The 21,703-nt window shown below is 72.9% G+C and carries 25 protein-coding genes; 8 read left to right on the forward strand and 17 right to left on the reverse strand.

Annotation, left to right across the window (positions count from 1 at the left end; translation table 11 throughout):
* The first annotated feature begins 121 nt into the window (after nt 1–121).
* From ACZ561_RS20875 to ACZ561_RS20885, 3 genes are read left to right on the forward strand one after another with little or no spacing between them, the layout of a single operon-like run.
* Nucleotides 122–520, forward strand: a complete 399-nt coding sequence (locus ACZ561_RS20875; protein ID WP_470997037.1) for a hypothetical protein — start codon at nt 122–124, stop codon at nt 518–520.
* On the forward strand, nt 508–3,039 hold the full coding sequence (locus ACZ561_RS20880; RefSeq protein ID WP_470997040.1) for an ABC transporter permease subunit: 2,532 nt from the start codon (nt 508–510) through the stop codon (nt 3,037–3,039). Before ACZ561_RS20875 ends, ACZ561_RS20880 begins: the two co-directional genes overlap by 13 nt.
* Nucleotides 3,036–3,689, forward strand: coding sequence for an ATP-binding cassette domain-containing protein (locus ACZ561_RS20885; RefSeq protein ID WP_470997043.1), 654 nt, complete (start codon nt 3,036–3,038; stop codon nt 3,687–3,689). The genes ACZ561_RS20880 and ACZ561_RS20885 overlap by 4 nt, the downstream gene beginning before the upstream one ends.
* Here the strand turns inward: ACZ561_RS20885 and ACZ561_RS20890 are convergent.
* On the reverse strand, nt 3,673–4,218 hold the full coding sequence (locus ACZ561_RS20890; protein ID WP_470997046.1) for a LysM peptidoglycan-binding domain-containing protein: 546 nt from the start codon (nt 4,216–4,218) through the stop codon (nt 3,673–3,675). The genes ACZ561_RS20885 and ACZ561_RS20890 overlap by 17 nt on opposite strands.
* Before the next feature lie 194 nt (nt 4,219–4,412).
* On the opposite strand from ACZ561_RS20890, the gene ACZ561_RS20895 reads away from it, so the two are divergent.
* On the forward strand, nt 4,413–5,195 hold the full coding sequence (locus ACZ561_RS20895) for a hypothetical protein (RefSeq protein WP_362361124.1): 783 nt from the start codon (nt 4,413–4,415) through the stop codon (nt 5,193–5,195).
* 131 nt (nt 5,196–5,326) lie between these two features.
* Nucleotides 5,327–5,650 carry a hypothetical protein gene (locus ACZ561_RS20900; protein ID WP_470997049.1) on the forward strand — a complete coding sequence of 108 codons (324 nt, stop codon included), beginning with the start codon at nt 5,327–5,329 and terminating at the stop codon, nt 5,648–5,650.
* 67 nt (nt 5,651–5,717) lie between these two features.
* Here the strand turns inward: ACZ561_RS20900 and der are convergent, their stop codons facing one another.
* From der to ACZ561_RS20930, 6 genes are all read right to left on the reverse strand, one after another.
* Nucleotides 5,718–7,166, reverse strand: a complete 1,449-nt coding sequence (gene der, locus ACZ561_RS20905) for a ribosome biogenesis GTPase Der (RefSeq protein ID WP_470997052.1) — start codon at nt 7,164–7,166, stop codon at nt 5,718–5,720.
* Between the two features lie 60 nt (nt 7,167–7,226).
* Entirely contained in the window at nt 7,227–7,814 is a 588-nt protein-coding gene (locus ACZ561_RS20910; RefSeq protein ID WP_470997216.1) for a lysophospholipid acyltransferase family protein, read from the reverse strand.
* 53 nt (nt 7,815–7,867) lie between these two features.
* Entirely contained in the window at nt 7,868–8,554 is a 687-nt protein-coding gene (gene cmk / locus ACZ561_RS20915) for a (d)CMP kinase (protein WP_470997055.1), read from the reverse strand.
* A gap of 284 nt (nt 8,555–8,838) precedes the next feature.
* The gene (locus ACZ561_RS20920; RefSeq protein ID WP_470997058.1) at nt 8,839–9,927 is read right to left on the reverse strand and encodes a prephenate dehydrogenase; all 1,089 of its coding nucleotides are present in this window, start codon (nt 9,925–9,927) and stop codon (nt 8,839–8,841) included.
* Nucleotides 9,924–10,061, reverse strand: coding sequence for a hypothetical protein (locus tag ACZ561_RS20925; RefSeq protein ID WP_470997061.1), 138 nt, complete (start codon nt 10,059–10,061; stop codon nt 9,924–9,926). Before ACZ561_RS20925 ends, ACZ561_RS20920 begins: the two co-directional genes overlap by 4 nt.
* A gap of 128 nt (nt 10,062–10,189) precedes the next feature.
* Complete coding sequence (locus ACZ561_RS20930; RefSeq protein ID WP_470997064.1) at nt 10,190–10,618, reverse strand: YidB family protein; 429 nt, start codon at nt 10,616–10,618, stop codon at nt 10,190–10,192.
* Nucleotides 10,619–10,725: 107 nt separating this feature from the next.
* On the opposite strand from ACZ561_RS20930, the gene ACZ561_RS20935 reads away from it, so the two are divergent.
* Genes ACZ561_RS20935 through ACZ561_RS20945 form a run of 3 tightly spaced genes read left to right on the forward strand, consistent with a single transcriptional unit; the run spans nt 10,726 to nt 12,290 of the window.
* Nucleotides 10,726–11,061, forward strand: a complete 336-nt coding sequence (locus ACZ561_RS20935) for a DUF952 domain-containing protein (RefSeq protein ID WP_470997067.1) — start codon at nt 10,726–10,728, stop codon at nt 11,059–11,061.
* Nucleotides 11,062–11,107: 46 nt separating this feature from the next.
* Nucleotides 11,108–11,590, forward strand: a complete 483-nt coding sequence (locus tag ACZ561_RS20940) for a Rieske (2Fe-2S) protein (protein ID WP_470997070.1) — start codon at nt 11,108–11,110, stop codon at nt 11,588–11,590.
* Nucleotides 11,591–11,600: 10 nt separating this feature from the next.
* Nucleotides 11,601–12,290 (forward strand): nucleotidyltransferase domain-containing protein, encoded by a 690-nt coding sequence (locus ACZ561_RS20945; RefSeq protein WP_470997073.1) that lies wholly within the window; start codon nt 11,601–11,603, stop codon nt 12,288–12,290.
* Here the strand turns inward: ACZ561_RS20945 and ACZ561_RS20950 are convergent.
* The 10 genes from ACZ561_RS20950 to ACZ561_RS20995 form a co-directional block, all read right to left on the reverse strand.
* The gene (locus tag ACZ561_RS20950) at nt 12,270–13,037 is read right to left on the reverse strand and encodes a nucleotidyltransferase domain-containing protein (RefSeq protein WP_470997076.1); all 768 of its coding nucleotides are present in this window, start codon (nt 13,035–13,037) and stop codon (nt 12,270–12,272) included. The genes ACZ561_RS20945 and ACZ561_RS20950 overlap by 21 nt on opposite strands.
* A gap of 22 nt (nt 13,038–13,059) precedes the next feature.
* The gene (locus ACZ561_RS20955) at nt 13,060–14,079 is read right to left on the reverse strand and encodes an ADP-ribosylglycohydrolase family protein (protein ID WP_470997079.1); all 1,020 of its coding nucleotides are present in this window, start codon (nt 14,077–14,079) and stop codon (nt 13,060–13,062) included.
* The gene (locus tag ACZ561_RS20960) at nt 14,076–14,825 is read right to left on the reverse strand and encodes an NUDIX hydrolase (protein ID WP_470997082.1); all 750 of its coding nucleotides are present in this window, start codon (nt 14,823–14,825) and stop codon (nt 14,076–14,078) included. Before ACZ561_RS20960 ends, ACZ561_RS20955 begins: the two co-directional genes overlap by 4 nt.
* The gene (locus tag ACZ561_RS20965; RefSeq protein ID WP_470997086.1) at nt 14,822–15,901 is read right to left on the reverse strand and encodes an AAA family ATPase; all 1,080 of its coding nucleotides are present in this window, start codon (nt 15,899–15,901) and stop codon (nt 14,822–14,824) included. Before ACZ561_RS20965 ends, ACZ561_RS20960 begins: the two co-directional genes overlap by 4 nt.
* Nucleotides 15,898–16,548: a nicotinamide riboside transporter PnuC gene (gene pnuC / locus ACZ561_RS20970; protein WP_470997089.1), complete on the reverse strand. Its 651-nt coding sequence runs from the start codon at nt 16,546–16,548 to the stop codon at nt 15,898–15,900. Before pnuC ends, ACZ561_RS20965 begins: the two co-directional genes overlap by 4 nt.
* Before the next feature lie 173 nt (nt 16,549–16,721).
* Complete coding sequence (locus tag ACZ561_RS20975) at nt 16,722–17,915, reverse strand: pseudouridine synthase (protein ID WP_470997092.1); 1,194 nt, start codon at nt 17,913–17,915, stop codon at nt 16,722–16,724.
* On the reverse strand, nt 17,915–18,520 hold the full coding sequence (scpB, locus tag ACZ561_RS20980; RefSeq protein WP_329122259.1) for an SMC-Scp complex subunit ScpB: 606 nt from the start codon (nt 18,518–18,520) through the stop codon (nt 17,915–17,917). The genes ACZ561_RS20975 and scpB overlap by 1 nt, the downstream gene beginning before the upstream one ends.
* Nucleotides 18,517–20,001, reverse strand: a complete 1,485-nt coding sequence (locus ACZ561_RS20985; RefSeq protein ID WP_470997096.1) for a segregation and condensation protein A — start codon at nt 19,999–20,001, stop codon at nt 18,517–18,519. The genes scpB and ACZ561_RS20985 overlap by 4 nt, the downstream gene beginning before the upstream one ends.
* Before the next feature lie 45 nt (nt 20,002–20,046).
* Nucleotides 20,047–20,544, reverse strand: coding sequence for a hypothetical protein (locus ACZ561_RS20990; RefSeq protein WP_470997219.1), 498 nt, complete (start codon nt 20,542–20,544; stop codon nt 20,047–20,049).
* On the reverse strand, nt 20,541–21,584 hold the full coding sequence (locus tag ACZ561_RS20995; RefSeq protein WP_229818740.1) for a ParA family protein: 1,044 nt from the start codon (nt 21,582–21,584) through the stop codon (nt 20,541–20,543). The genes ACZ561_RS20990 and ACZ561_RS20995 overlap by 4 nt, the downstream gene beginning before the upstream one ends.
* Nucleotides 21,585–21,703 lie beyond the last annotated feature (119 nt).

Consider the following 21,703-nt stretch of genomic DNA (forward strand, 5'->3'; position numbering starts at 1 on the left):
CCGGGTGTCCGTCGAGGCCGGGCGGCCTGATGATTCCAGGGTGGGCCGGTTCCGGGCATAGTGCAAAGGAATGGGGCATTCGGGGGCAAGGCGGTCGGGGGGCCTGAGCGAGGGAGGACCCGTGCCGACATCCCGGGTACTGCTGTGGGGCGGCCTCGCGGCGGTCGCCGGGGGCGCGGTGCTCTGCGTCCTGGGGTGGTACGGGATCTCCGGCGAGCGCTTCGCCGAGCGCCAGCTGCCCTATCTCGCCTCGTGCACGGTGCCGGGGGCCGCGCTGATCGTGGCCGGGGCGGTCCTGGTCGGGGCGGCCGGCCGGATTCCGGTGCGCGGGCCCGCGCCTTCTCCCGAGGCTCCTGAGGAGCCGGCGTCGCCGTCGTCGGAGGAGCCGCCGGTTCGGGTGCCTGGCGGGACGCTCGCGCACCGCCCCGACTGCCCGCTGGTGGCGAGCAGGGAGGACGCCGAACCGGCGGGGGACGCGGAGCTCGACCCCTGTCCGGTGTGTGAGCCGTGGCCTCGCTGACGTACGACCTCACGCTCGCCGGACTCGCGGTCGGCAGCGCCGCGGCCCTCACCGGCATCGGACTGATCGTCACGTACCGCGCCACCGGCGTGCTCAATCTGGCGCACGGCGCGATCGCCATGGTCTGCGCGTACGTCCTGCGGCAGTTGGTGGTCGAGTGGGGCTGGCCGCTGCCTCTCGGCGCGCTGCTGACCCTGCTCGTGGTCGCTCCCGGGATCGGCCTGGTCCTCGACCGGGCCGTCTTCCGGCCGCTGGCGCTTCTCGGCTCCAATCCGGCGCAGACCCTGGTGGCCTCCATCGGGGTCTTCGTCCTGCTGGTCGGCGGGGCGGCGCTGGTGTGGGGCGGCGGGGCACGCGCGGACGCGCCGGTGCTGCTGGGCGACGATCCGTGGGCCCAGCTCGCGGCGGTGGTCCTGCTGGCCGGGGCGGTGGGGGCGGTGACGCGGTGGACCCGGTTCGGGCGGGAGCTGCGGGCGGTGGTCGACAACCGGCCGCTGGCGATGCTGGGCGGGATCGACGCGGACCGGGTGTCGGCGGCGGGCTGGGCGTTCGGCTCGTTCACCGCCGGGCTGACGGGGGTGCTGCTCGCCCCGTACGTACGGCTCGACCCGTACGGGATGCCGCTCCTGGTCATCGAGGTGATCGCGGTCGCGGTGGTGGCCCGGATGCGGAGCCTGCCGGTCGCGATCGTGACCGCGCTCGCGCTGGGCGTCGCGCAGGCGCAGCTGACCCGCTTCCATCCGGAGGGCTGGGCGGGCCCGCTGGTGCAGGCGGTGGGGGCGAACCTGTTCGTCCTTGCGCTGCTGGTGGCCGCGCTGGTCCTGCCGGGGGTCGGCGGGCGGGGCCAGGACGCGCTGCCGGCGCCGGCCGTCGCGCCCCGCACTCCGCCGGGGGTGTGGCTGACGGTCGCGGTGCTCTTCCTGCTGCCGCTGGGCTTCGCCGGCACGGACCTGCACACCGCGGTCCAGGTGCCGGCGCTCGCGATCGTGCTGCTGTCGCTGGTGGTGGTGACGGGCCGGGGCGGGCAGATCGCCCTGGGGCAGGCGGCATACGCGGGTCTGGGCGCCCTGTTCACGGCGCTCCTCGCGGCCGGGGGGCTGCCGGAGCTGGTGGCGCTCGGGCTGGCGGTGCTGCTCGTGGCACCGCTGGGCCTGGTCACCGGGTGGCCGGCGATCCGACGGCACGGCCTGGCCCTGGCGCTCGCGACGCTGGCGGTCGGGGTGGCGGTGAGCCGGTTCGTCTTCGCGCAGCCGTACGCGACCGCCGGCCTGGAGCTCGGCCGCCCGGCGGGCTTCTCGGACGACCGCGGCTACTACGCCCTGGAACTCGTGGTCCTGAGCGGCTGTCTGCTCCTGGTCGCCGCGCTGCGCCGTGGCCGCACGGGCCGCGCTCTCGCCGCGCTGCGCGACCACGAGCCGGGCGCGGAGGCGGCCGGGGTACGGGTGGGCCTTCTCAAGCTCCTGGCCTTCGTCCTGGGCGCGGCCCTGGCGGCCCTGGGCGGCGGCCTGCTGGGCATGGGCCTGCGCGCCTTCGACCCGGAGGCCTACGACCCGGTCCGCGGCCTGCTCTGGTTCGCCGCGATCATCGTCCTGGGCGCCGACAGCCTTCTCTCCCCCCTGGCCGCGGCGGCCCTCCTGGTAGCCCTGGACGCCGGCACGAGGGGCGGCGTGGCAGCGGCCACGGTGGGGGTCCTGGCGGCCCTGGTGGGACGGGTACCCCCACTGACGTCCTGGCTCCCGTCCCGGCGAGCACCAGTGGCCGGCGACGGCGCCGTGCCACCCACAGGTGGACCTGCGGGTGGTGCGGACAGGAATCCCAAGCCGGGCGGAGCCCGGCCGCACCCCCGCCGTCCCCTCCGGCCCGCGCCGGCCCCCGCCCGTCTCGCCGCCCACCACCTCACCCTCACCTACCCCGGCGGCCTCACCGCCCTTACCGACGTCACCCTCGCCCTCACCCCCGGACACGTCACCGCCCTCGTCGGCCCCAACGGCGCCGGCAAGAGCACCCTCTTCGACTGTCTCGCCGGCACCCTGCGCCCCACCGGCGGCCGCGTCACCCTCGACGGCACCGACATCACCGCCCGCCCCGCCCACGCCCGCACCCGGCTCGGTGTCGCCCGCTCGTTCCAGCAGCTCGCCGTGTTCCCCTCCCTCACCGTCGAGGAGAACGTCCGCCTCGGCGCCGAGCAGGGCCACATCCGTTCCCCCGCCACCACCGAACAGGCCCTCCGCCTCCTCGGCCTCGCCGGAGCCGTCCGCCACCGCCCCGCCGCCGACCTCCCCACCGGGACCCTGCGCCGGGTCGAGCTGGCCCGCGTGCTCGCCGGCGGCCCGCACACCCTCCTCCTGGACGAGCCCTCCGCCGGTCTGGACGCGGCCGAGACCGACGCCCTCGCCCGGGTCCTCGCCGCCCTCGCCGCCGACGGCCTCACCCTCCTCGTTGTGGAGCACGACCCGGACCTCGTCGCCGGCATCGCCGACACGGTGCACACCATGGAGGGAGGCCGGATCGTGTCATGAGCGTCGAGATCGCCCTGCGCGCCGCCCGCGTCCGCTACGGCCCCCTGGAGGCCCTGCACGGTCTCGACCTGCCCGCCCCCGCCGCCACCGTCACCGTCCTCGTCGGCCGCAACGGCTCCGGCCGCACGACCGCGCTGCGCGCGCTCGCCGGCACCGTGCCCCTGGCCTCCGGCCGGGTCATGTGGCGCGGCGCGGACGTGACCCGGCTGCACGCCCACGACCGAGCCCGGCACGGCCTGTGCTTCGTACCGGATCTCCGGGCGGTGTACGCGACGCTCACCGTCGCCGAGAACCTGGCCCCCGGGGACCCCGATCGGGCCCTGGAGGCGTACCCCGAACTCGGCCCCCTCCTCGCCCGTCGCGCCGGCACCCTCTCCGGCGGCGAGCGCCGGATGCTCGCCCTCTCCCGGGCCCTGCTGACCCCCGCCCGCGTGGTCCTGGTCGACGAGCCGTCCCTCGGCATGTCCCCTGCCGTCTCCTCCCGTACGTACGCGCTCCTCGCCGCCCTCGCGGGGGCGGGCGGCGCCGCCGTGGTCCTCGCCGAGCAGCGCCCCCCGCCCGGGCTGCCGCCCGGCACGCTGCTCCACGAACTGCGACGCGGTTCTCTCGCGTTCAGCGGGGAGGCGGCGGAGTTCACCGCCGGACGGTGAGGGGCGCGATGCGCAGCATCGTCCCGATCACGAGCCGGTTCGGGTCCGGCCCGATCAGGCTCCGGTTCGCCGCGTACAGCGCCTCCCAGCCGCCCGCGATCGCGAACCGCTGGGCGATCGTGTTCAGCGTGTCGCCCGCCTGGACCGTGTGGAATCGGCCGCTCAGTCCATACCGCGTCGAGCAGACCGGCCAGGCCTCCCAGCCCTGGGTGCGCAGGAGCTCCTCCGCGACGGTGATCTGCTGCTGACGGGTCGCCAGGTCGGCGCGCGCGGCGAAGCGCAGACCGCCGTGCTCGATCCAGGTCGGCTGCGAGAACTGGAGTCCGCCGTAGTAGCCGTTGCCGGTGTCGAGGTTCCACCGGCCGCTGCTCTCGCACTCGGCGACGCATCCCCACGGCCACTGGTCCTCGGCGCAGGCGGGGGCGGCGGCGTCGGGCAGGTGCGTTACCTGTGCCTGGGCCGGCGCCGGGACGAGGGCCATCAGCGCGGCGAGGGACGCTCCGGCTGCCCACAATCTGATCTTCGACATCGCGGCAGGCTAGGCAGCGCAACCGTGCGCCGACGCCGTGCCGCGCGGGGCGGCCCGCATCCCCCACCCGGTCGGAGTCACACAAGTTGCCGGACCGGTACGCGTGACCCCGGCCGAGCCTTCCCCGTTGAACTCGTCATGAGACGAGCCGGGAACCGCCCGGCGTCGCACGCACCGAGTCCAGGGAGCCCCCCGTGCCGCGCATGCTCGACGTCAGCGAGGACGTACGCGCCGAGATCGGCGACGAAGAAGCGGACCGGCTGCTCGCCGGCGACAACGCCCCGGGCAGCTACGACTGCACCTCCTGCCGCACGCCGGGCGACTCCGAGCAGGAGCGCACGAGTACGGTGCTCTTCGTCGGCGAGGAGACCGCCGTTCTGGCGTTCGCCCACGCCAGCTGCATTCCGTCCCAGGTCGTCCAGGTCGCCGAGGAGCAGCTCCAGGGCGCCGTCCGCTCCATCGCCGCGACGGACGCGGCCGACGCGCTCGGCGCTGCCCACCCCGAGCAGGCCGTCCTCGGGGTCACCAGCGGTCTCGTGCTGATCGAGGGCGAGCTGCACCCGGCGCTGGTCGTCGAACCGACCGCGCCGGTCGCCCGCCCGGGCTCGGACGGTCTCAGCGACGAGTTCCTGCCCCTCCTGATCGAGCAGGGCTTCATGCCGATCTCCGATGTGAACCAGAAGCCGGGCGTGCTGCCCGGCTGGTCCGTGCTCGTCGCCATGGGCCAGCTGCACTCCGTGCTCCAGCCGGGCACGGGCGGCACCGGCCAGGCCGCCTGGTGGCAGGCGCACCAGCCGCTCCAGGTCACCGAGGGCTGGCGTGCGGCGGCCAACAAGTCGCACACGGTCCTGGTGTTCGCCGCCCCGGTCGGCTCGATCGGTCAGCAGCCGCGCGAGGACCTGCTCCGCGACGCCCTGGAGAAGGCGGCGGCCAACGGCCGGCTGGTGGCTGCCGCGATGCCGCTGGCCGGCACGTGAGGGAGCACGGGCGCACCGGCATAGGGACACCGGGGTACGGCCCCTGGGTTCCGGTCGTGCCCCGTCCGCGGCGGCCGTCGGTTTCCGAGAGCCGCCCGCATCCGACGGACCACGAGGTCGTTGGCACGTATGTGCACACATACGACCCACTCCGCCCGCAGTTTCCGAGTCAGATCCCCTCCATGCGCCCGGCGCAGGACGTCACGTCGGGCCAGTCGGCCACGCCGATCTACGACGCCCTGTACTCGGAGTACCGGCGGTCGTTCCGGGCTCTCCCGGGAGATCGCAGCGGCGAGGACGATCTGAGCTTCCGGTCGTTCGGCACGCCGGTGAGTTCGGGGCTCCACGGGCACGGGTCCGGGCACGGAAGCCGGTACGGAACGTATCCGTCGGCGTGGTCGGCCCAGCACCACACCCCGGCGGCACTGCCACCGGGGCCCCGCAGGGGGCTGTAGCACGGAGCACGGTACGGCGGAGGGCCGGGGCACATCGCCCCGGCCCTCCGCCGTACTCACGCCACGCCTACTTCTTGCGGCCGCGCTTCTCGCGGACGCGGACGGAGATGTGGATCGGGGTGCCCTCGAAGCCGAACTCCTCGCGCAGCCGGCGCTCGACGAAGCGGCGGTAGCCGGCCTCGAGGAAGCCGGAGGCGAAGAGCACGAACCGGGGCGGCTTGGTGCCCGCCTGCGTACCGAAGAGGATGCGGGGCTGCTTGCCGCCGCGGATCGGGTGCGGGTGGGCGGCGACGAGCTCGCCGAGGAAGGCGTTCAGCCGGCCGGTGGGGACACGGGTCTCCCAGCCGGCGAGCGCGGTCTCGATGGCCGGGACGAGCTTGTCCATGTGGCGGCCGGTCTTGGCGGAGACGTTGACCCGGGGCGCCCAGGCGACCTGCTGCATCTCGGTCTCGATCTCGCGCTCCAGGTAGTAGCGCCGCTCCTCGTCGAGCTCGTCCCACTTGTTGTACGCGATGACGAGCGCGCGGCCCGACTCGACCGCCATGGTGATGATGCGCTGGTCCTGGACCGAGATGTTGTCGGTGGTGTCGATCAGGACGACGGCGACCTCGGCCTTCTCGACCGCGGCGGCGGTCCGCAGGGAGGCGTAGTAGTCCGCGCCCTCCTGGAGGTGGACCTTCTTGCGGATACCGGCGGTGTCCACGAACTTCCAGGTCTTGCCACCGAGCTCGATCAGCTCGTCGACCGGGTCGCGGGTGGTGCCGGCCAGCTCGTTGACGACCACGCGGTCCTCGTTGGCGACCTTGTTCAGGAGCGAGGACTTGCCGACGTTCGGGCGGCCGATGAGGGCGATGCGGCGGGGGCCGCCGATCGCGTTGCCGAAGAGCTGCGCGGGGGCCTCGGGCAGGGCCTCCAGGACGGCGTCGAGCATGTCGCCCGTACCGCGGCCGTGCAGCGAGGAGACCGGGTACGGCTCGCCGAGACCGAGCGACCACAGGGCGGTGGCGTCGGCCTCGCCGGAGGGGCCGTCGACCTTGTTGGCGCAGAGCACGACGGGCTTGCCGGCCCGGCGCAGCAGCTTGACGACGGCCTCGTCGGTGTCGGTGGCGCCGACGGTGGCGTCCACGACGAAGACACAGGCGTCGGCCGCCTCGATGGCGTACTCGGCCTGGGCGGCGACGGAGGCGTCGATGCCGAGGACGTCCTGCTCCCAGCCGCCGGTGTCGACGACCTTGAAGCGGCGGCCGGCCCACTCGGCCTCGTAGGTGACGCGGTCGCGGGTGACGCCGGGCTTGTCCTCGACGACGGCCTCACGGCGGCCGATGATCCGGTTCACCAGGGTCGACTTGCCGACATTGGGGCGGCCGACGACGGCGAGGACGGGGAGCGGGCCGTGCCCTGCCTCCTCGATCGCGCCTTCGACCTCCTCGATGTCGAAGCCCTCTTCCGCGGCGAGCTCCATGAACTCCGCGTACTCGGCGTCGCCAAGTGCCCCGTGGTCGTGCTGGTCGTTCATGAAGTCCGTTCCTTGATCATTCGTGGTCGGTGGGTGCGAACCCACTACTCAGAGTCTCACTCAGCGCCCGGTGAGGCGCCTGGCGTTCTTCAGGTGGGCGGTCAGCCGCTCCTGAATGCGTACGGTGGCGTCGTCCAGCGCCTTGCGGGTGCGCCTGCCGCTGCCGTCACCGGCCGCGAAGGCGTCACCGAAGACGACGTCGACACGGGCGCGCAGCGGAGGCAGTGCCTTGACCAACCGTCCGGGGCGGTCGGAGCTTCCCAGCACGGCGACCGGGACGATCGGCGCGCCGCTGCGGACGGCGAAGTAGGCGAGGCCGGCGCGCAGGGAGGCGAAGTCGCCCTCGCCACGGGTGCCCTCGGGGAAGATCCCGAGGACGCCGCCGTGCTCCAGGACGGCCAGGGCGTTGCCTATGGCGTTCCGGTCCGTGCTGTCGCGGTCCACCTTGAGCTGCCCGATGCCCTCCAGGAAGGTCCCGAGGGGCCCCACGAACGCTTCCTTCTTGATCAGGAAGTGCACGGGACGGGGGGCGGTGCCCATGAGCATGGGGCCGTCGATGTTGTGCGCGTGGTTGACGGCGAGGATTACGGGGCCGGAGGCCGGCACCCGCCACGCGCCGAGGACGCGCGGCTTCCACAGGCCGTACATCAGCCCGATGCCGATGCCGCGCCCGACGGCGGCACCCCGCTCGGAGGGCTGGGTCACTTCGCGGCCGTCCTCTTCTCCTCCACCAGGGTCACGACGCACTCGATGACCTGGTCCAGGGTGAGGTCCGTGGTGTCGACCTCGACGGCGTCGTCGGCCTTGGCGAGCGGGGAGGTCTTCCGGCTGGAGTCCGCCGCGTCCCGCTTGATCAGGGCCTGCTGGGTGGCGGCCACGTCGACGCCCTTGAGCTCGCCGGAGCGGCGGGCCGCACGGGCCTCGGGGGACGCGGTGAGGAAGATCTTGAGGTCGGCGTCCGGCAGGACCGTGGTACCGATGTCACGGCCTTCGACCACGATGCCGCCCTCGGCGTTCCTGGCGATGGTCCGCTGGAGCTCGGTGATCAGGGCCCGCACCTCGGGGACGGCGCTGACGGCGCTGACCTTGGAGGTGACCTCTTCGGTACGGATGGGCCCGGCGGCGTCGGCCCCGTCGACGGTGATCGTCGGGCGGGCCGGGTCGGTGCCGGAGACGATGACCGGCTTGGCCGAGGCGTTGGCGACGGCATCGGCGTCGTTCACGTCGACGCCGTTGCTGATCATCCACCAGGTGATCGCCCGGTACTGCGCGCCGGTGTCCAGGTAGCTCAGCCCCAGCTTGGCGGCAACCGCCTTCGAGGTGCTCGACTTGCCCGTGCCGGAGGGCCCGTCGATGGCGACGATCACGGATTCCACGGTGGGGAACACCTTCCTGGGGTGAGCGGTGCAGGCCTCGCGGGATGCGGGGGGCCACCACAAGGTTACCGACTGGCGACCACCCGTTCGGCCCCCACCGTCGCGGGCAGGCGTTTCCGCGGGCCGGAGCCCCCTCCGGGACGGAGTCCGGGGCCCTCGGCCGGCCGGACCGAGCGCCCGGACCCAGCGCCCGACCCGAACACCCGGCCCGAGCGCCCAGCCCCAGCACCCGACCCGAGCGCCAGCCCGACCGCCCAGCCCCAGCACCCGGCCCGAGCCACCGGGCCCCTGCGCCGCTAGCTCGTCCTGAGCGCCCAGCCCCGTTCCTTCAGCGCCTCGCCGAGGACCGGCGCCGCCGAGGGGGTCACCATCAGCTGGACCAGACCCGCCTGCTGGCCGGTCGCGTGCTCGATGCGGACGTCCTCGACGTTGACGCCCGCCCGGCCCGCGTCCGCGAAGATGCGGGCGAGCTCGCCGGGCTGGTCGCTGATGAGGACGGCGACGGTCTCGTACTGCGCCGGCGCCGCGCCGTGTTTGCCCGGGACCCGGGCGCGCCCCGCGTTGCCACGGCGCAGGACGTCCTCGACGCCGCTCGTGCCCTCCCGGCGCTTCTCCTCGTCCGAGGACTCGAGGGAGCGGAGCGCCCGGACCGTCTCGTCCAGGTCGGCGGCGACGCCCGCGAGGACGTCCGCGACCGGCCCGGGGTTCGCCGACAGGATCTCGACCCACATGCGCGGGTCCGAGGCCGCGATCCGGGTGACGTCACGGATGCCCTGCCCACACAGCCGTACCGCCGTCTCGTCCGCCTCCTCGAGGCGCGCCGCGACCATCGACGACACGAGCTGTGGGGTGTGGGAGACGAGCGCGACCGCGCGGTCGTGGGCGTCCGCGTCCATGACGACCGGGACGGCGCGGCAGAGCGCGACCAGTTCCAGGGCCAGGTTGAGGACCTCGGTGTCGGTGTCACGGCCGGGCGTGAGGACCCACGGGCGCCCCTCGAAGAGGTCCGCCGTCGCCGCCAGCGGGCCCGAGCGCTCCTTCCCGGACATCGGGTGCGTCCCGATGTACGCGGTGAGGTCGAGGCCCAGCTCCTCCAGCTCGCGCTTCGGGCCGCCCTTGACGCTCGCCACGTCCAGATAGCCGCGCGCGAGACCGCCCCGGATCGCCTCGGCCAACGTGGTCGCCACATGGGCCGGGGGTACGGCGATGATCGCGAGGTCGACGGGGCCCTCGGGCGCGTCGTCCGTGCCGGCGCCGAGCGCCGCGGCCGTACGGGCGCGGGCCGGGTCGTGGTCGCGGAGGTGGACGGCGATGCCCCGCCCCGCGAGGGCGAGCGCCGCCGAGGTGCCGATCAGGCCGGTTCCGATGACGAGTGCGGTTCTCACCGGGCGACGTCCTCGCTCGAGGCGGCCGCGGCCACGAGGGACTCCGCGTACGCCGGCCTCTCGACCTGCCCGTACGTGTGTCCGGCCTCGTCCCCTGCCGGCAGGCCGCCGCCCCGGACCGCTCGTACCGCCACCTGATGCTCCTTACCCGACCTGGGAAACCTTGCGAGAGTGTTCCGATCAGCCTAGTCAGCCGGGCGGACACACCGTCACCGGCGACCGCCCTCCGAGACGCGGGGGTCGCCGGTACGCCGGGCCGGTGTCAGATGTTCTGTTGGCGGATGAGGTCCTCCAGCGACTCACCGCCCTGCGGCAGCGAACCGCTCGGAGTCAGCTTGTCCACGACCTGCGGCAGCGACCTGGCGATCTCGTCGGCGGCCTCCTGGGGGCTGACACCGGCGTCCTGCGCGACCTTCTGCAGGGTTTCGTCCGGCAGGGCCTGGGCGATCTCCGGACCGCTGACCGGCTGGTTCTGGCCGGTGCCGACCCAGGACTGGGCCTGGTCGACGAGGCCCGACCTGGTCAGCATGTCCATCAGGCCGCCGAGCGGGTTGCCGCCGTCGGTGCCGCCCTTGCCGGCCATCAGGGCGCCGAGCAGGGAGCCGAGGATGTTGCCGCCGCCGGTGCTCTGCCCGGTGCCGCTTCCTCCGAGGAGGCCGCCGAGGAGACTGCCGAGATCGTTACCTGCCATCGCTCTGCCTTTCGTCCGGTACGGAACACGGCCAATGTCATGCAAACCAGACAGGGCCGCCACTCGGGGTATTCGGGGTGCGCGACGGCCGCGATACAACTGTCGGCATGCTGCTGCACGTCGTACCGCTGGACGAATGGTCCGCCGATCCCGAACTCCCCTACGCGCCGCCGTCGCTGGCCTCGGAAGGGTTCGTCCACTGCTCGCCGGACGAGACGGCCGCGCTGACCGTCGCCGACGCGCACTACCGGGGTGTGCAAGGCCCGCTGCTCGTCCTCGTCCTGGACGAGTCCCGGCTGAGCGCGGAGATCCGCTGGGAGGGGTCGGAGGACGTGCTGTTCCCGCATGTGTACGGGCCCATCGAGCGGGCGGCCGTCACAGCCGTCCTGGAGGTGCGCCGGGACACGGACGGCCGCGCGAGGGAGCTGACGCCCTGGGTCTAGGCGTGTTTGCGAGCCACCGGAGGGATGCGCCACCAAGCTGTACGCCATGAATCCACAAGCCACGCCCCGCCGTACCGTGCTGCTGGCCGGTGCGGGTTCCGCCGCAGCCCTGGCCACCGGCTGCGGCTCCGACGGAGACGGCGACGCGACCGCCTCGCCGACGCCCCCGGACACCACGGCACCCACGACGTCGGAGCCCGCGACATCGTCGCCCACGACCGAGCCGACCTCGGAGGCCGCCGGGGAGGAGCTCACCGAGATCTCCGACATCCCGGTCGGCGGGGGCACGATCTTCAAGGAGGAGAAGGTCGTCGTCACCCAGCCCACGGCCGGGGACTTCAAGGCGTTCTCGGCGATCTGCACCCATCAGGGCTGCATCGTCGCCAAGGTCGAGAACGGCACGATCGACTGCGCCTGCCACGGCTCCAAGTTCCGTATCACGGACGGCTCGGTGGTCAACGGCCCGGCCACGCGCCCGCTCCCGGCCGAGGAGATCACCGTGTCCGGGGACTCGATCACCCTCGCGTAACCTGTCGCGCATGACTCCGACGGACCTGGTGCGCGACCACACGATCTACTCCTGCGTCATGGGGTCGCGCGCTTTCGGTCTGGACACCGAGGGGAGCGACACCGACAGCCGAGGCGTCTTCCTCGCCCCCACCCCGCTCTTCTGGCGCTTCGACAAGCCGCCGGCGCATGTCGAGGGGCCGGGTGAGGAGCAGTTCAGCTGGGAGCTGGAACGCTTCTGCGAGCTGGCACTGCGCGCCAACCCCAACGTGCTGGAGTGCCTGCACTCCCCCGTGGTCGAGCACATCGACGACACCGGCCGTGAACTCGTCGCGCTGCGCGAGGCGTTCCTCTCCCGGCAGGCGCACCAGACCTTCGTGCGGTACGCGGGCGGTCAGCGCAAGAAGCTCGACGCGGACGTCCGCCAGTACGGGGAGCCGCGCTGGAAGCACGCCATGCATCTGCTGCGGCTGTTGATGAGCTGCCGCGATCTGCTGCGGACGGGCGAGCTGACGATCCACGTCGGCGACGAGCGCGAACGCCTCCTCGCGGTGAAGCGCGGCGAGGTCCCCTGGCCCGAGGTCGAGTCCTGGATGGCCCTCCTCACGGAGGAGGCCGACAAGGCCTCCACCACGAGCCCCCTCCCGGCGGCCCCGGACCACGCGCGCGTCCAGGACTTCCTGATCCGCGCCCGTCGCGTCTCAGCGCTGAGCGTGCTCTAGCCGGATCCGTACGACGAGGTCGTGCAGCGCGTCGTGGCCCCCCGGGGCGTCCCCGAGCCCCGAGGCGCCCTGCGCCGCGTCGAGGACTCCGTGCAGCGCCTCCACGTCCGCGCGGACACGCCCCAGATCCACCTCGGCCGGCCCGTGCTCGGCCGCCGCCTTCGCCGCGATCAGCTCCGGGACGTACGCGGGAGCCTCCGCCACCTCCCCCACCAGCGTGGGCAGATGCGCCTGGATCTCGCCCGCACGCATCAGATGGATGCCGGTGAGCAGTGCCCGGAAGGTGTAGAGCAGCGGCTTCAGCTCCTCCGCCTTCTCGAAGAGGCGCCACTGCGTCGCGGCGAATCCACGGTAGTGGTGCGCGTGGTGGGTGGTGAGAACGTCCGGCACCAGGGAGATCAGCTCGGCGTGGGCATCCGAGGTGTGGGCCACCAACGGGGAGAGCAGTTGCTCCAGTACGTAGCCGTTGCGCCGCAGCATGAGCCGGACGAACTTCCGCAGGTCGTGCGTGACGAGGTCCATCTCCACGCCGTCCCGGTCCCACATCCGGGACCGGGTCTCCTCCGGTTCACGCAGCCCGATGAGCCCCTCCACCGACAGCAGATGGACACCCCTCAGGTCCACGTCCGAGTCCCGGGACGGGAACCCGTACAGATGCGCGCCGGAGACGGTGGCGAAGACCAGGGGATCGGGCTGTTCCGCCACGACGGCGGAGAGGTCGGCTTCGGGTACGAGAGCTACGGTCATGGCCCAAGCTTCCCAGGCGCTGTCAGGCGTCCCAGAGGGCGCCCAGCGCCACCAGCTCGCTGTGGTACTCGATCCGCTCCTCCCACTCCTTCGGCCATGCGCCGGCACCCAGGTGGGCGCCCGCGAACGCGCCCGCGAGGCAGGCGATCGAGTCCGAGTCGCCGCGGGTGCAGGCGGCGCGGCGGAGGGCCGTGAGCGGGTCCTCGGGGAAGAGCAGGAAGCAGAGGAGGCCGGTGGCCAGGGCCTCTTCGGCGATCCAGCCGTCGCCCGTGTACGTGCAGGGGTCGAGCTCCGGGTCCGCCGTGCGCTGGACGGCGTCCAGCTTCTCCAGGACCGCCAGGCACTCGTCCCAGCCGCGCTCGATGAACAGGCGGGCCGAGGGGTCCTGGGAGCGGGTCCAGAGGTCGCCGAGCCAGGCCTCGCGGTAGACGGAGCGGTTCTCGTAGGCGTACGAGCGCAGGTGGCCCACCAGCCCTGTCGGCTCGATGCCCTGGGCGAGCAGATACACGGCGCGGGCCGTCAGGTCGGAGGCGGCCAGTGCGGTCGGGTGGCCGTGGGTGAGCGCGGACTGCAGCTGGGCGGCGCCGGACCGCTGCTCGTCACTCAGGCCGGGTACGAGGCCGATGGGCGCGACCCGCATGTTCGCGCCGCAGCCCTTGGAGTGGATCTGGCTGGCGTCCTGCCAGGCACGGTCGCTGTCGAGGAGCGCACAGGCGCGCAGACACGTGTTCCCCGGCGCCCGGTTGTTCTCCGGGGAGTGGTACCAGTCGACGAACTCCTCGCGGACCGGCCGGGCGAGGCGCAGCGGGGCGAGCACGCCCCGGTCCATCGCCGTGCGGATGCCGCGGGCGAAGGCGAGGGTCATCTGCGTGTCGTCGGTGACGTACGCCTTGCCCTGCTTCTCGCCGGGCAGTTCCATCTCCCGCCACGGCCCGAACTTCGCCAGGATCGCCGGCACGTCGTTGAACTCGGTGGGGAAGCCGAGCGCGTCGCCGAGCGCCAGCCCGATCAGGGAGCCGGTGGCGGCCTGCTTGGTGGTCATGGGGTGGATCGTCCTTCCGGTCGCAGCAGTGGCGGGTGCAGGGCCGTGGCCTCGCCCGCCCGGTAGAGAGCGGCCGGTTTCCCCCGTCCGCCGGTGAGGCGCGGCGGTCCTTCGACGGCCTGGACGAAGCCGGGCGTGGAGAGGACCTTGCGTCTGAAGTTGGGGCGGTCGAGTTCGACGCCCCAGACCGTCTCGTATACCTGTCGCAGCTCGCCGAGGGTGAACTCGGGCGGGCAGAAGGCGGTGGCGAGACAGGTGTACTCGAGCTTGGCGCCGACCCGTTCGTGTGCGTCGGCGAGGATCCGGTCGTGGTCGAAGGCGAGTCGCCCGTACGTCGCCTGCGTCCCGTACGGCATCCACTGCGCCCGCGTCGCGTCGCCGCCGCCGCGCGGCTCGGGGGCGTCCGGGACGAGCGCGGCGAAGGCGACCGAGACGACCCGCATCCTGGGGTCGCGGTCCGGTTCGCTGTACGTCCGCAGCTGTTCGAGGTGGAGTCCGGAGACGGTGTCCACGGACAGGCCGGTCTCCTCGGCCAGTTCGCGGCGGGCCGCGACCTCGGCGGACTCCCGGGGCAGTACGAATCCGCCGGGCAGCGCCCAGGCCCCGGCGTACGGCTCCTGGCCCCGCTCGACGAGCAGGACGTGCAGGCGGTCCTCGCGGAGGGTGAAGACGGCGAGGTCGACGGTGACGGCGAAGGGCTCGAAGGCGTAGCGGTCGTAGCCTCCGGGGGCCTGGTGAGGGTTCATCGGCGCTCCGGCAGGGGGTCGGCGAGGTCCCAGCCCTCGGTGAGCAGCGCGTCCACGGCGGCGACGGCCGCCGCGAGCCGCTCCTCGTGCGGTCCGCTCAGGACGGCGGTCCGGCGGCCCGTGTGGGCGAGTTGGGTGAGGAAGCGGGCGGTCATCCAGGGCCGCAGGTGCTCCCCGTCGCGCAGTCCGTCGTCCTCGAAGTCGACGCCCCGGTGGTCGGTGAGCAGCCACAGGTGCTGTCGGCCGTGGGCGGCGATCTCGCCGACGGCGGGGCTGGTGGTGCCCATGTACCGCTCGTGCCAGATGGTGGTGGCGAAGGCGTCGGTGTCGCAGAAGAGCACGGGCGATCCGGCGCGTGCGGCCTCCTCCTCCAGTTCGGCCTGGCGCAGCGCGATCAGCGGGAAGTCCTCGGTGTGGAAGGTGACGTCCTCCCAGCCGGCCTCGGGGCGCGCGTCGCGCAGTTCGGCGAGCTTGAGTTCGCTGAACTCGCGCCCGTACTCCGGTACGTAGCGGGTGCGGGCCCAGACGCCGCCGCGGTTCCGGTAGTGCTCGGCCAGGGCGCGGGCCATGGTGGTGGTGCCGGTGGACTCTGCGCCGAGGACGACGACGCGGCGGGTGAGCGCGGCCCGTACCGGAGCTTCCAGGTAGTCCCAGCATCCGACGGGGTCCTTGCGGACGGCGGTGCCGGAGACGGGGAAGAGCGTACGGTCCGGGTCGACACAGACGGCTTCGGCTCCGAAGCGGCGGCCGAGCTCCTCGCCGTACGGCTCCGAGGTGAAGACGGCGTCGACCTGTTCGGGCACCGCGGCCCGGAAGACGGCCATGTGGGCGGCCCACACATCGGGATCGTGGAGGTCGACGGGGATGTCGTCGGCGGCGCCGACGACCAGGGTGTCGGGGTGGATCTCCCGCATCCAGGCGACCCGTTCGGCGAGCGGTACGGATTCGACGGAGGAGGCGCAGACGAGCACGGTGAGGCGCTCGCAGCGGTCGCGGGCGGCGCGCACGAGATGGTGGTGTCCGGCGTGCGGCGGATAGAACTTGCCGAGGACCAGGCCGTGTCCGTAGCGCTTCATGCCGCCACCTCCACGGGGGCGCGCCGCTGCGTGAGGTCATGGCTCCAGCTGCGCAGGCCGAGGACGCAGAGGGTCATGAAGCCGACGTACAGCAGGGAGGTCAGGTAGAGCTCCTTGTACGCGTACAGGGGCACGTACACGATGTCGGCGGCGATCCAGAGCCACCAGGACTCCAGGCGCTTGCGGCACTGGCCGTAGGTCGCCATCAGGGAGAGCGCGGTCGTCAGGGCGTCCCAGAAGGGGACGGTGGAGTCGGTGGCGCGGTCGAGCAGCAGGGTGAGCGTCACGGTCCCCACCACCCCCGCCGTGAGCAGCCATGTCCACTCGGTGCGCGAGGTGCGGCGCACCGGGAGGGTGTCGGAGCCTGGTCCACCCCCGTGGGTCCAGGTCCACCAGCCGTACACGGCGAGGGTGATGAAGACGATCTGGAGGCCGGCGTCGGCGTACAGCCCCGCCTGCGAGAAGAGCAGGATGAAGAAGAGGTTGTTGGCGATGCCGATGGGCCAGTTGGCGATGTGCTGGCGGGCGACGAGCCAGACGCAGAGCGCACCGCTGCCGAAGCCGAGCACTTCGGTCCAGCTGACCGGGGTGTCCAGGACGGTGAAGAGCGGTTGCTGCAGGGGTTCGAGCAGGTTCGCGAGGCTCACGCCCGCCTCCTTAAGAGTCATGATGACTATAAAGCGCGGCGGACGTCGACCACAAGTACGAACGCGCATGATCGAACGCTCGGGTACGAACGCGCACCGGCGTCGCGCACGCGAAGAAGCCCGCGACCGCCGTCGGGCGGTCACGGGCTTCTTCGTGGAGCGTCGGGGCGGGACTACATGCCGACTTCCTTCATCAGCATGCCGACCTCGGTGTTGGTCAGCCGGCGCAGCCAGCCGGACTTCTGGTCGCCGAGCCCGATCGGGCCGAAGGCGGTGCGCACGAGCTTCTCGACCGGGAAGCCCGCCTCGGCGAGCATCCGGCGCACGATGTGCTTGCGGCCCTCGTGCAGCGTGACCTCGACCAGGTAGTTCTTGCCGACCTGCTCGACGACACGGAAGTGGTCGGCGCGGGCGTAGCCGTCCTCCAGCTGGATGCCCTCCTTGAGCACCTTGCCGACCTCGCGGGGAAGCGGACCGGTGATGGCGGCCAGGTAGGTCTTCTTCACGCCGTACTTCGGGTGCGTGAGGCGGTGGGCCAGCTCACCGTGGTTGGTGAGGAGGATGATGCCCTCCGTCTCGGTGTCGAGGCGGCCGACGTGGAAGAGCCGGGTCTCGCGGTTGGTGACGTAGTCACCGAGGCACTGGCGGCCGTCGGGGTCCTCCATCGTGGAGACGACACCGGCCGGCTTGTTCAGCGCGAAGAAGAGGTACGACTGGGTCGCGACGGTCAGGCCGTCGACCTTGATCTCGTCCTTCTCCGGGTCCACGCGCTTGCCCTGCTCGAGGACGATCTCGCCGTTGACCTCGACGCGGGCCTGCTCGATGAGCTCCTCGCAGGCGCGGCGCGAGCCCATGCCGGCGCGGGCGAGCACCTTCTGCAGCCGCTCGCCCTCCTGCTCCGCGCCCGGGAAGGTCTTCGGGGTCTTGATCTCCGGCCGGTCCGCGTACCGGTCCCGGTTGCGCTGCTCGATCTTGGCGTCGAGCTCGCGCGAGCGGGCAGGGGTCTGCCGCTGCCCGTGCGGGCCGCGACGGGGCGGGGTGCCGCCCTGGGGGGTCTTGGGGCCGCCCTTGGCGCCTCCGCGGGCCGCGGAGCCGCGACCCTTCTTGGGGCCCTCGGACGGGCCGCTCACGTCGTAGGAGCGCTCCTCGGGGCGAGGCCTGCGCGGGTTGCCGCCGCGCTTCTGGTCGTCGCGGCCACCGCCGCCGCCGGAGCCCCGGTAGCCGCCGCCTCCACCGCTGCCGCCACGGCCGCCGCCTCCACCGCTGCCGCCACGGCCGCCGCCGCCACTGCTGCCGCCACGGCCGCCGCTCTGGCCACCACGGCTCCCGCCGTTGTTTCCGCTGTTCCTGCCGCTGCTGCTTCGCATCAAACTTCCGTCTTGTCGTCGTCGTCCTCACGATCCGGTGCATCCGGATCGAACGACGGGACCCCTTCCAGCGTCTCCGCCTCGATCGCGTCCGCCTCGGGGAGGAAGGGCGCGAGCTCCGGGAGCTCGTCCAGGCCGCGCAGGCCCATTCGCTCCAGGAAGTAGTTCGTCGTCCTGTACAGGATCGCACCTGTTTCGGGTTCCGCGCCCGCCTCCTCCACGAGACCGCGCTGGAGGAGGGTGCGCATGACGCCGTCGCAGTTCACTCCGCGGACCGCGGAGACCCGGGATCGGCTGACCGGCTGGCGGTACGCGACGACCGCGAGGGTCTCCAGGGCCGCCTGGGTGAGACGGGCCTGCTGCCCGTCGAGGACGAACGCCTCCACGGCCGGGGCGAACTCCGCGCGGGTGTAGAAACGCCAGCCGCCGGCGACGAGGCGCAGCTCGAAACCGCGGCCCTGGGCGGTGTACTCGTCGGCCAGCTCGCGCAGGGCGTCGCCGACCTCGCGCGGGCTCCGCTCCAGGACCTTGGCGAGGTGGGCCTCGGTGGCCGGCTCGTCGACGACCATGAGGACGGCTTCGAGGGCGGGCTTGAGGTCGCTCATGCCTTCTCCTCCCCTTCGTGATCGAACTCGTCGGTGACGTGGGTCTCCTGATCCCCGCCCGTCCAGGTGACGGTGAGCTCGCCGAGGGCGTCCTCCTGGTCGAGGGCGACGGCCTTCTCCCGGTAGAGCTCCAGGAGGGCGAGGAAGCGGGCGACGACGGTGAGGGTGTCGTCGGCGCCGTCGGCGAGCTCCCGGAAGCTGACGCTCCCGCGCTCGCGCAGCAGGGCCACCACGATGCCGGCCTGCTCACGGACGCTGACGAGGGGGGCGTGGATGTGGTCGACGTACACCTGCGGCTTGGCCCTGGGCTGCATGGCCTTCACCGCCAGCTTGGCGAAGCCCTCGGCGCCGATGGAGATGACGACCTCGGGGAGCAGCTCGGCGTGGTGGGCCTCCAGACCGACGGTCCGGGGGTAGCGCCGGCCCTCGGTCTCCCAGCGGTCCTCGAAGATCGTGGCGATCTGTTTGTACGCGCGGTACTGCAGGAGCCGCGCGAAGAGGAGGTCCCGCGCTTCCAGGAGGGCGAGATCGGCCTCGTCCTCGACCTCGGCGGCGGGCAGCAGCCGGGCGGCCTTCAGATCGAGCAGCGTGGCGGCGACGACGAGGAACTCGGTGGTCTGATCGAGATCCCAGTCGGGCCCCATGGCACGGATGTGCGCCATGAACTCGTCGGTGACCTTGGAGAGGGCGACCTCGGTGACATCGAGCTTGTGCTTGGAGATCAGCTGGAGCAGCAGGTCGAAGGGCCCCTCGAAGTTCGCCAACCGCACGGTGAACCGCCCGTCGTCACCCCCGTCCCGCCGGGGCGCGGCCACGGGTTCCGGGGCCGCCGCGATGTCGCCGGGGCGCGTCTCGGCGGGATCCACGACGGAGTCGCCTGCGCCGGCCGGGGCATCGCTCCCGGGGCCACGCAGGATGTCCGCTTCGCCGCCCGAGACCGCGACACTCCGCCGGCCGCCGGCGGACCCGGCGGGATCGACGACGAGTGCGGTCGCCTCGGACGCCGTGACGACCGCCTCGACGGCATCACCCGCGTCCCGGAGGCCACCGTCGCCCGCGAGGACCGACGAGCCCGGGGCGGTGCCGCCGGGGCCGGACGCGGGCTGCCGAACGGTGTCCGGGCCGGCGGATGCGGACACGGCCCCGAGGCCACTCTCGCCCTCGGAGACCGACGAGCCCGGGTCGGTCTCGGCGGCCGGGGCCTGCGGGCCGTCATCCGGACGCATTCCCTCGGCCACGTCGGCCGCGGGCGGGGCTGCCGCCCCTGCGGTGGCGGAGGCGACCTGCCGGGCGGTGTCCGCCCCGGATCCGGCCTCAGGGGCCGTGGAGGCCCCGGCAGGGGCGGGCGGGGGCTCCGCCTCCGGAGTGGCGGCCGGTACGGACCGCTGGGCGGCCTCGGGGGCCGTTCGAGGGGTCCCCGGGCCGCGTCCCAGGGCGCGGCGGCGGGCTGGGCGGGACGTTTCGTCGGGGGGCGGGGGCATCGGTGTCCAGGGAGGAGCGGGGGCGCGGCAGCCCGCAGGCTATCGTCAGCGGCCGCGCAGGCGGCGCACGAGGATGCTCGCGTCGCCGCGGGACTCCAGGTCCGCCAGGACCACCGCGACCGCCTCGCGGACGATCCGGCCCCGGTCCACGGCGAGCCCGTGCTCGCCACGGAGCACCAGACGCGCGTGCTCCAGGTCCATCAGCTCCTCGGCGGAGACGTAGACCGTGATCTTCTCGTCGTGCCGCTCACGCCCGCTCGGCCGCCGGTTCGGCGACCGGCCGCGGCGGCGCGCCGGCGCGGGCTCCGCCGTGCGGGCCCGGGGCTCCCCCTGCTCCGCGGGCTCCGCCGCCGAGTGCTCGGCCGAAGCGGAGCCCGGGGCGGAGCCGGCAGGAGCGGCGGACGCCGGCGCCGAGCCGGATCCCTCCGCCGCCTCCGTGTCGCTCTCGCCCGCCGGAGCCGGTACCCGGCCACGGGGCGAGGAGGACTGCAGCGCCATCCCCCCGGTCGTACGGAACAGTTCGTCGGCGCCGGGCAGACTCACTCGGCGTGACACCGGGCGAGCACCTCCCTGGCGAGCTGACGATAGGCGGCGGCACCCACCGAGTTCGACGCGTACGTCGTGATCGGCTCACCGGCGACCGTGGTCTCCGGGAAGCGCACGGTACGGCCGATGACGGTGTGGTAGACGTGGTCGTCGAAGGCCTCCACCACGCGCGCCAGCACCTCGCGGCTGTGCACCGTACGGGAGTCGTACATCGTGGCGAGGATGCCGTCGAGCTCCAGCTCCGGGTTGAGCCGCTCCTGGACCTTCTCGATCGTCTCGGTCAGCAGGGCCACACCGCGCAGTGCGAAGAACTCGCATTCCAGCGGCACGATGACCTTGTGAGCCGCCGTCAGGGCGTTCACGGTCAGCAGGCCGAGCGAGGGCTGACAGTCGATCACGATGTAGTCGTAGTCGTTCATCAGCGGCTTCAGGGCGCGCTGCAGCGTCGACTCGCGCGCCACCTCGCTGACCAACTGCACCTCGGCGGCCGAGAGGTCGATGTTGCTCGGCAGCAGGTCCATGTTGGGCACGGCGGTCTTGAGCAGCACCTCGTCCGCCGACATGCCCCGCTCCATGAGCAGGTTGTAGACGGTGAGGTCGAGCTCCATCGGGTTCACACCGAGTCCGACCGACAGGGCTCCCTGCGGGTCGAAGTCGACGAGCAGCACCCGCCGCCCGTACTCCGCGAGTGCGGCACCCAGGTTGATGGTCGACGTGGTCTTGCCGACGCCGCCCTTCTGGTTGCACATCGCGATGATCTTCGCGGGTCCGTGATCGGTCAGCGGACCCGGGATCGGGAAGTACGGCAGGGGCCGTCCGGTCGGGCCGATCCGCTCGCGGCGCTGACGGGCAGCGTCGGGTGCGAGGGTGGCCGCGTACTCCGGGTCGGGCTCGTACTCGGCGTCAGGGTCGTAGAAGTGCCCCTCGGGCACCTCGTCGTAGGCGGCGAAGTGGGTGGACTCTCGGCCACTCTCGTTGCCGGCCGTGGCGTTCACGTGTAGGCCGTCCATCATCTTCATCGTGTGGGCTGTCGTCATGGGCTGATGCGTCGCGTTGGTCGCGAAGGTGCGGACAGCGACGGAGCCGACAGGGATTCCTGGCTGTCCGCCCCCGGGAGTAAATGTCGACTCATTCACAAGTCGTCTTACCTCCTTGG

It is taken from the genome of Streptomyces sp. NPDC039609 (genome assembly GCF_055596705.1).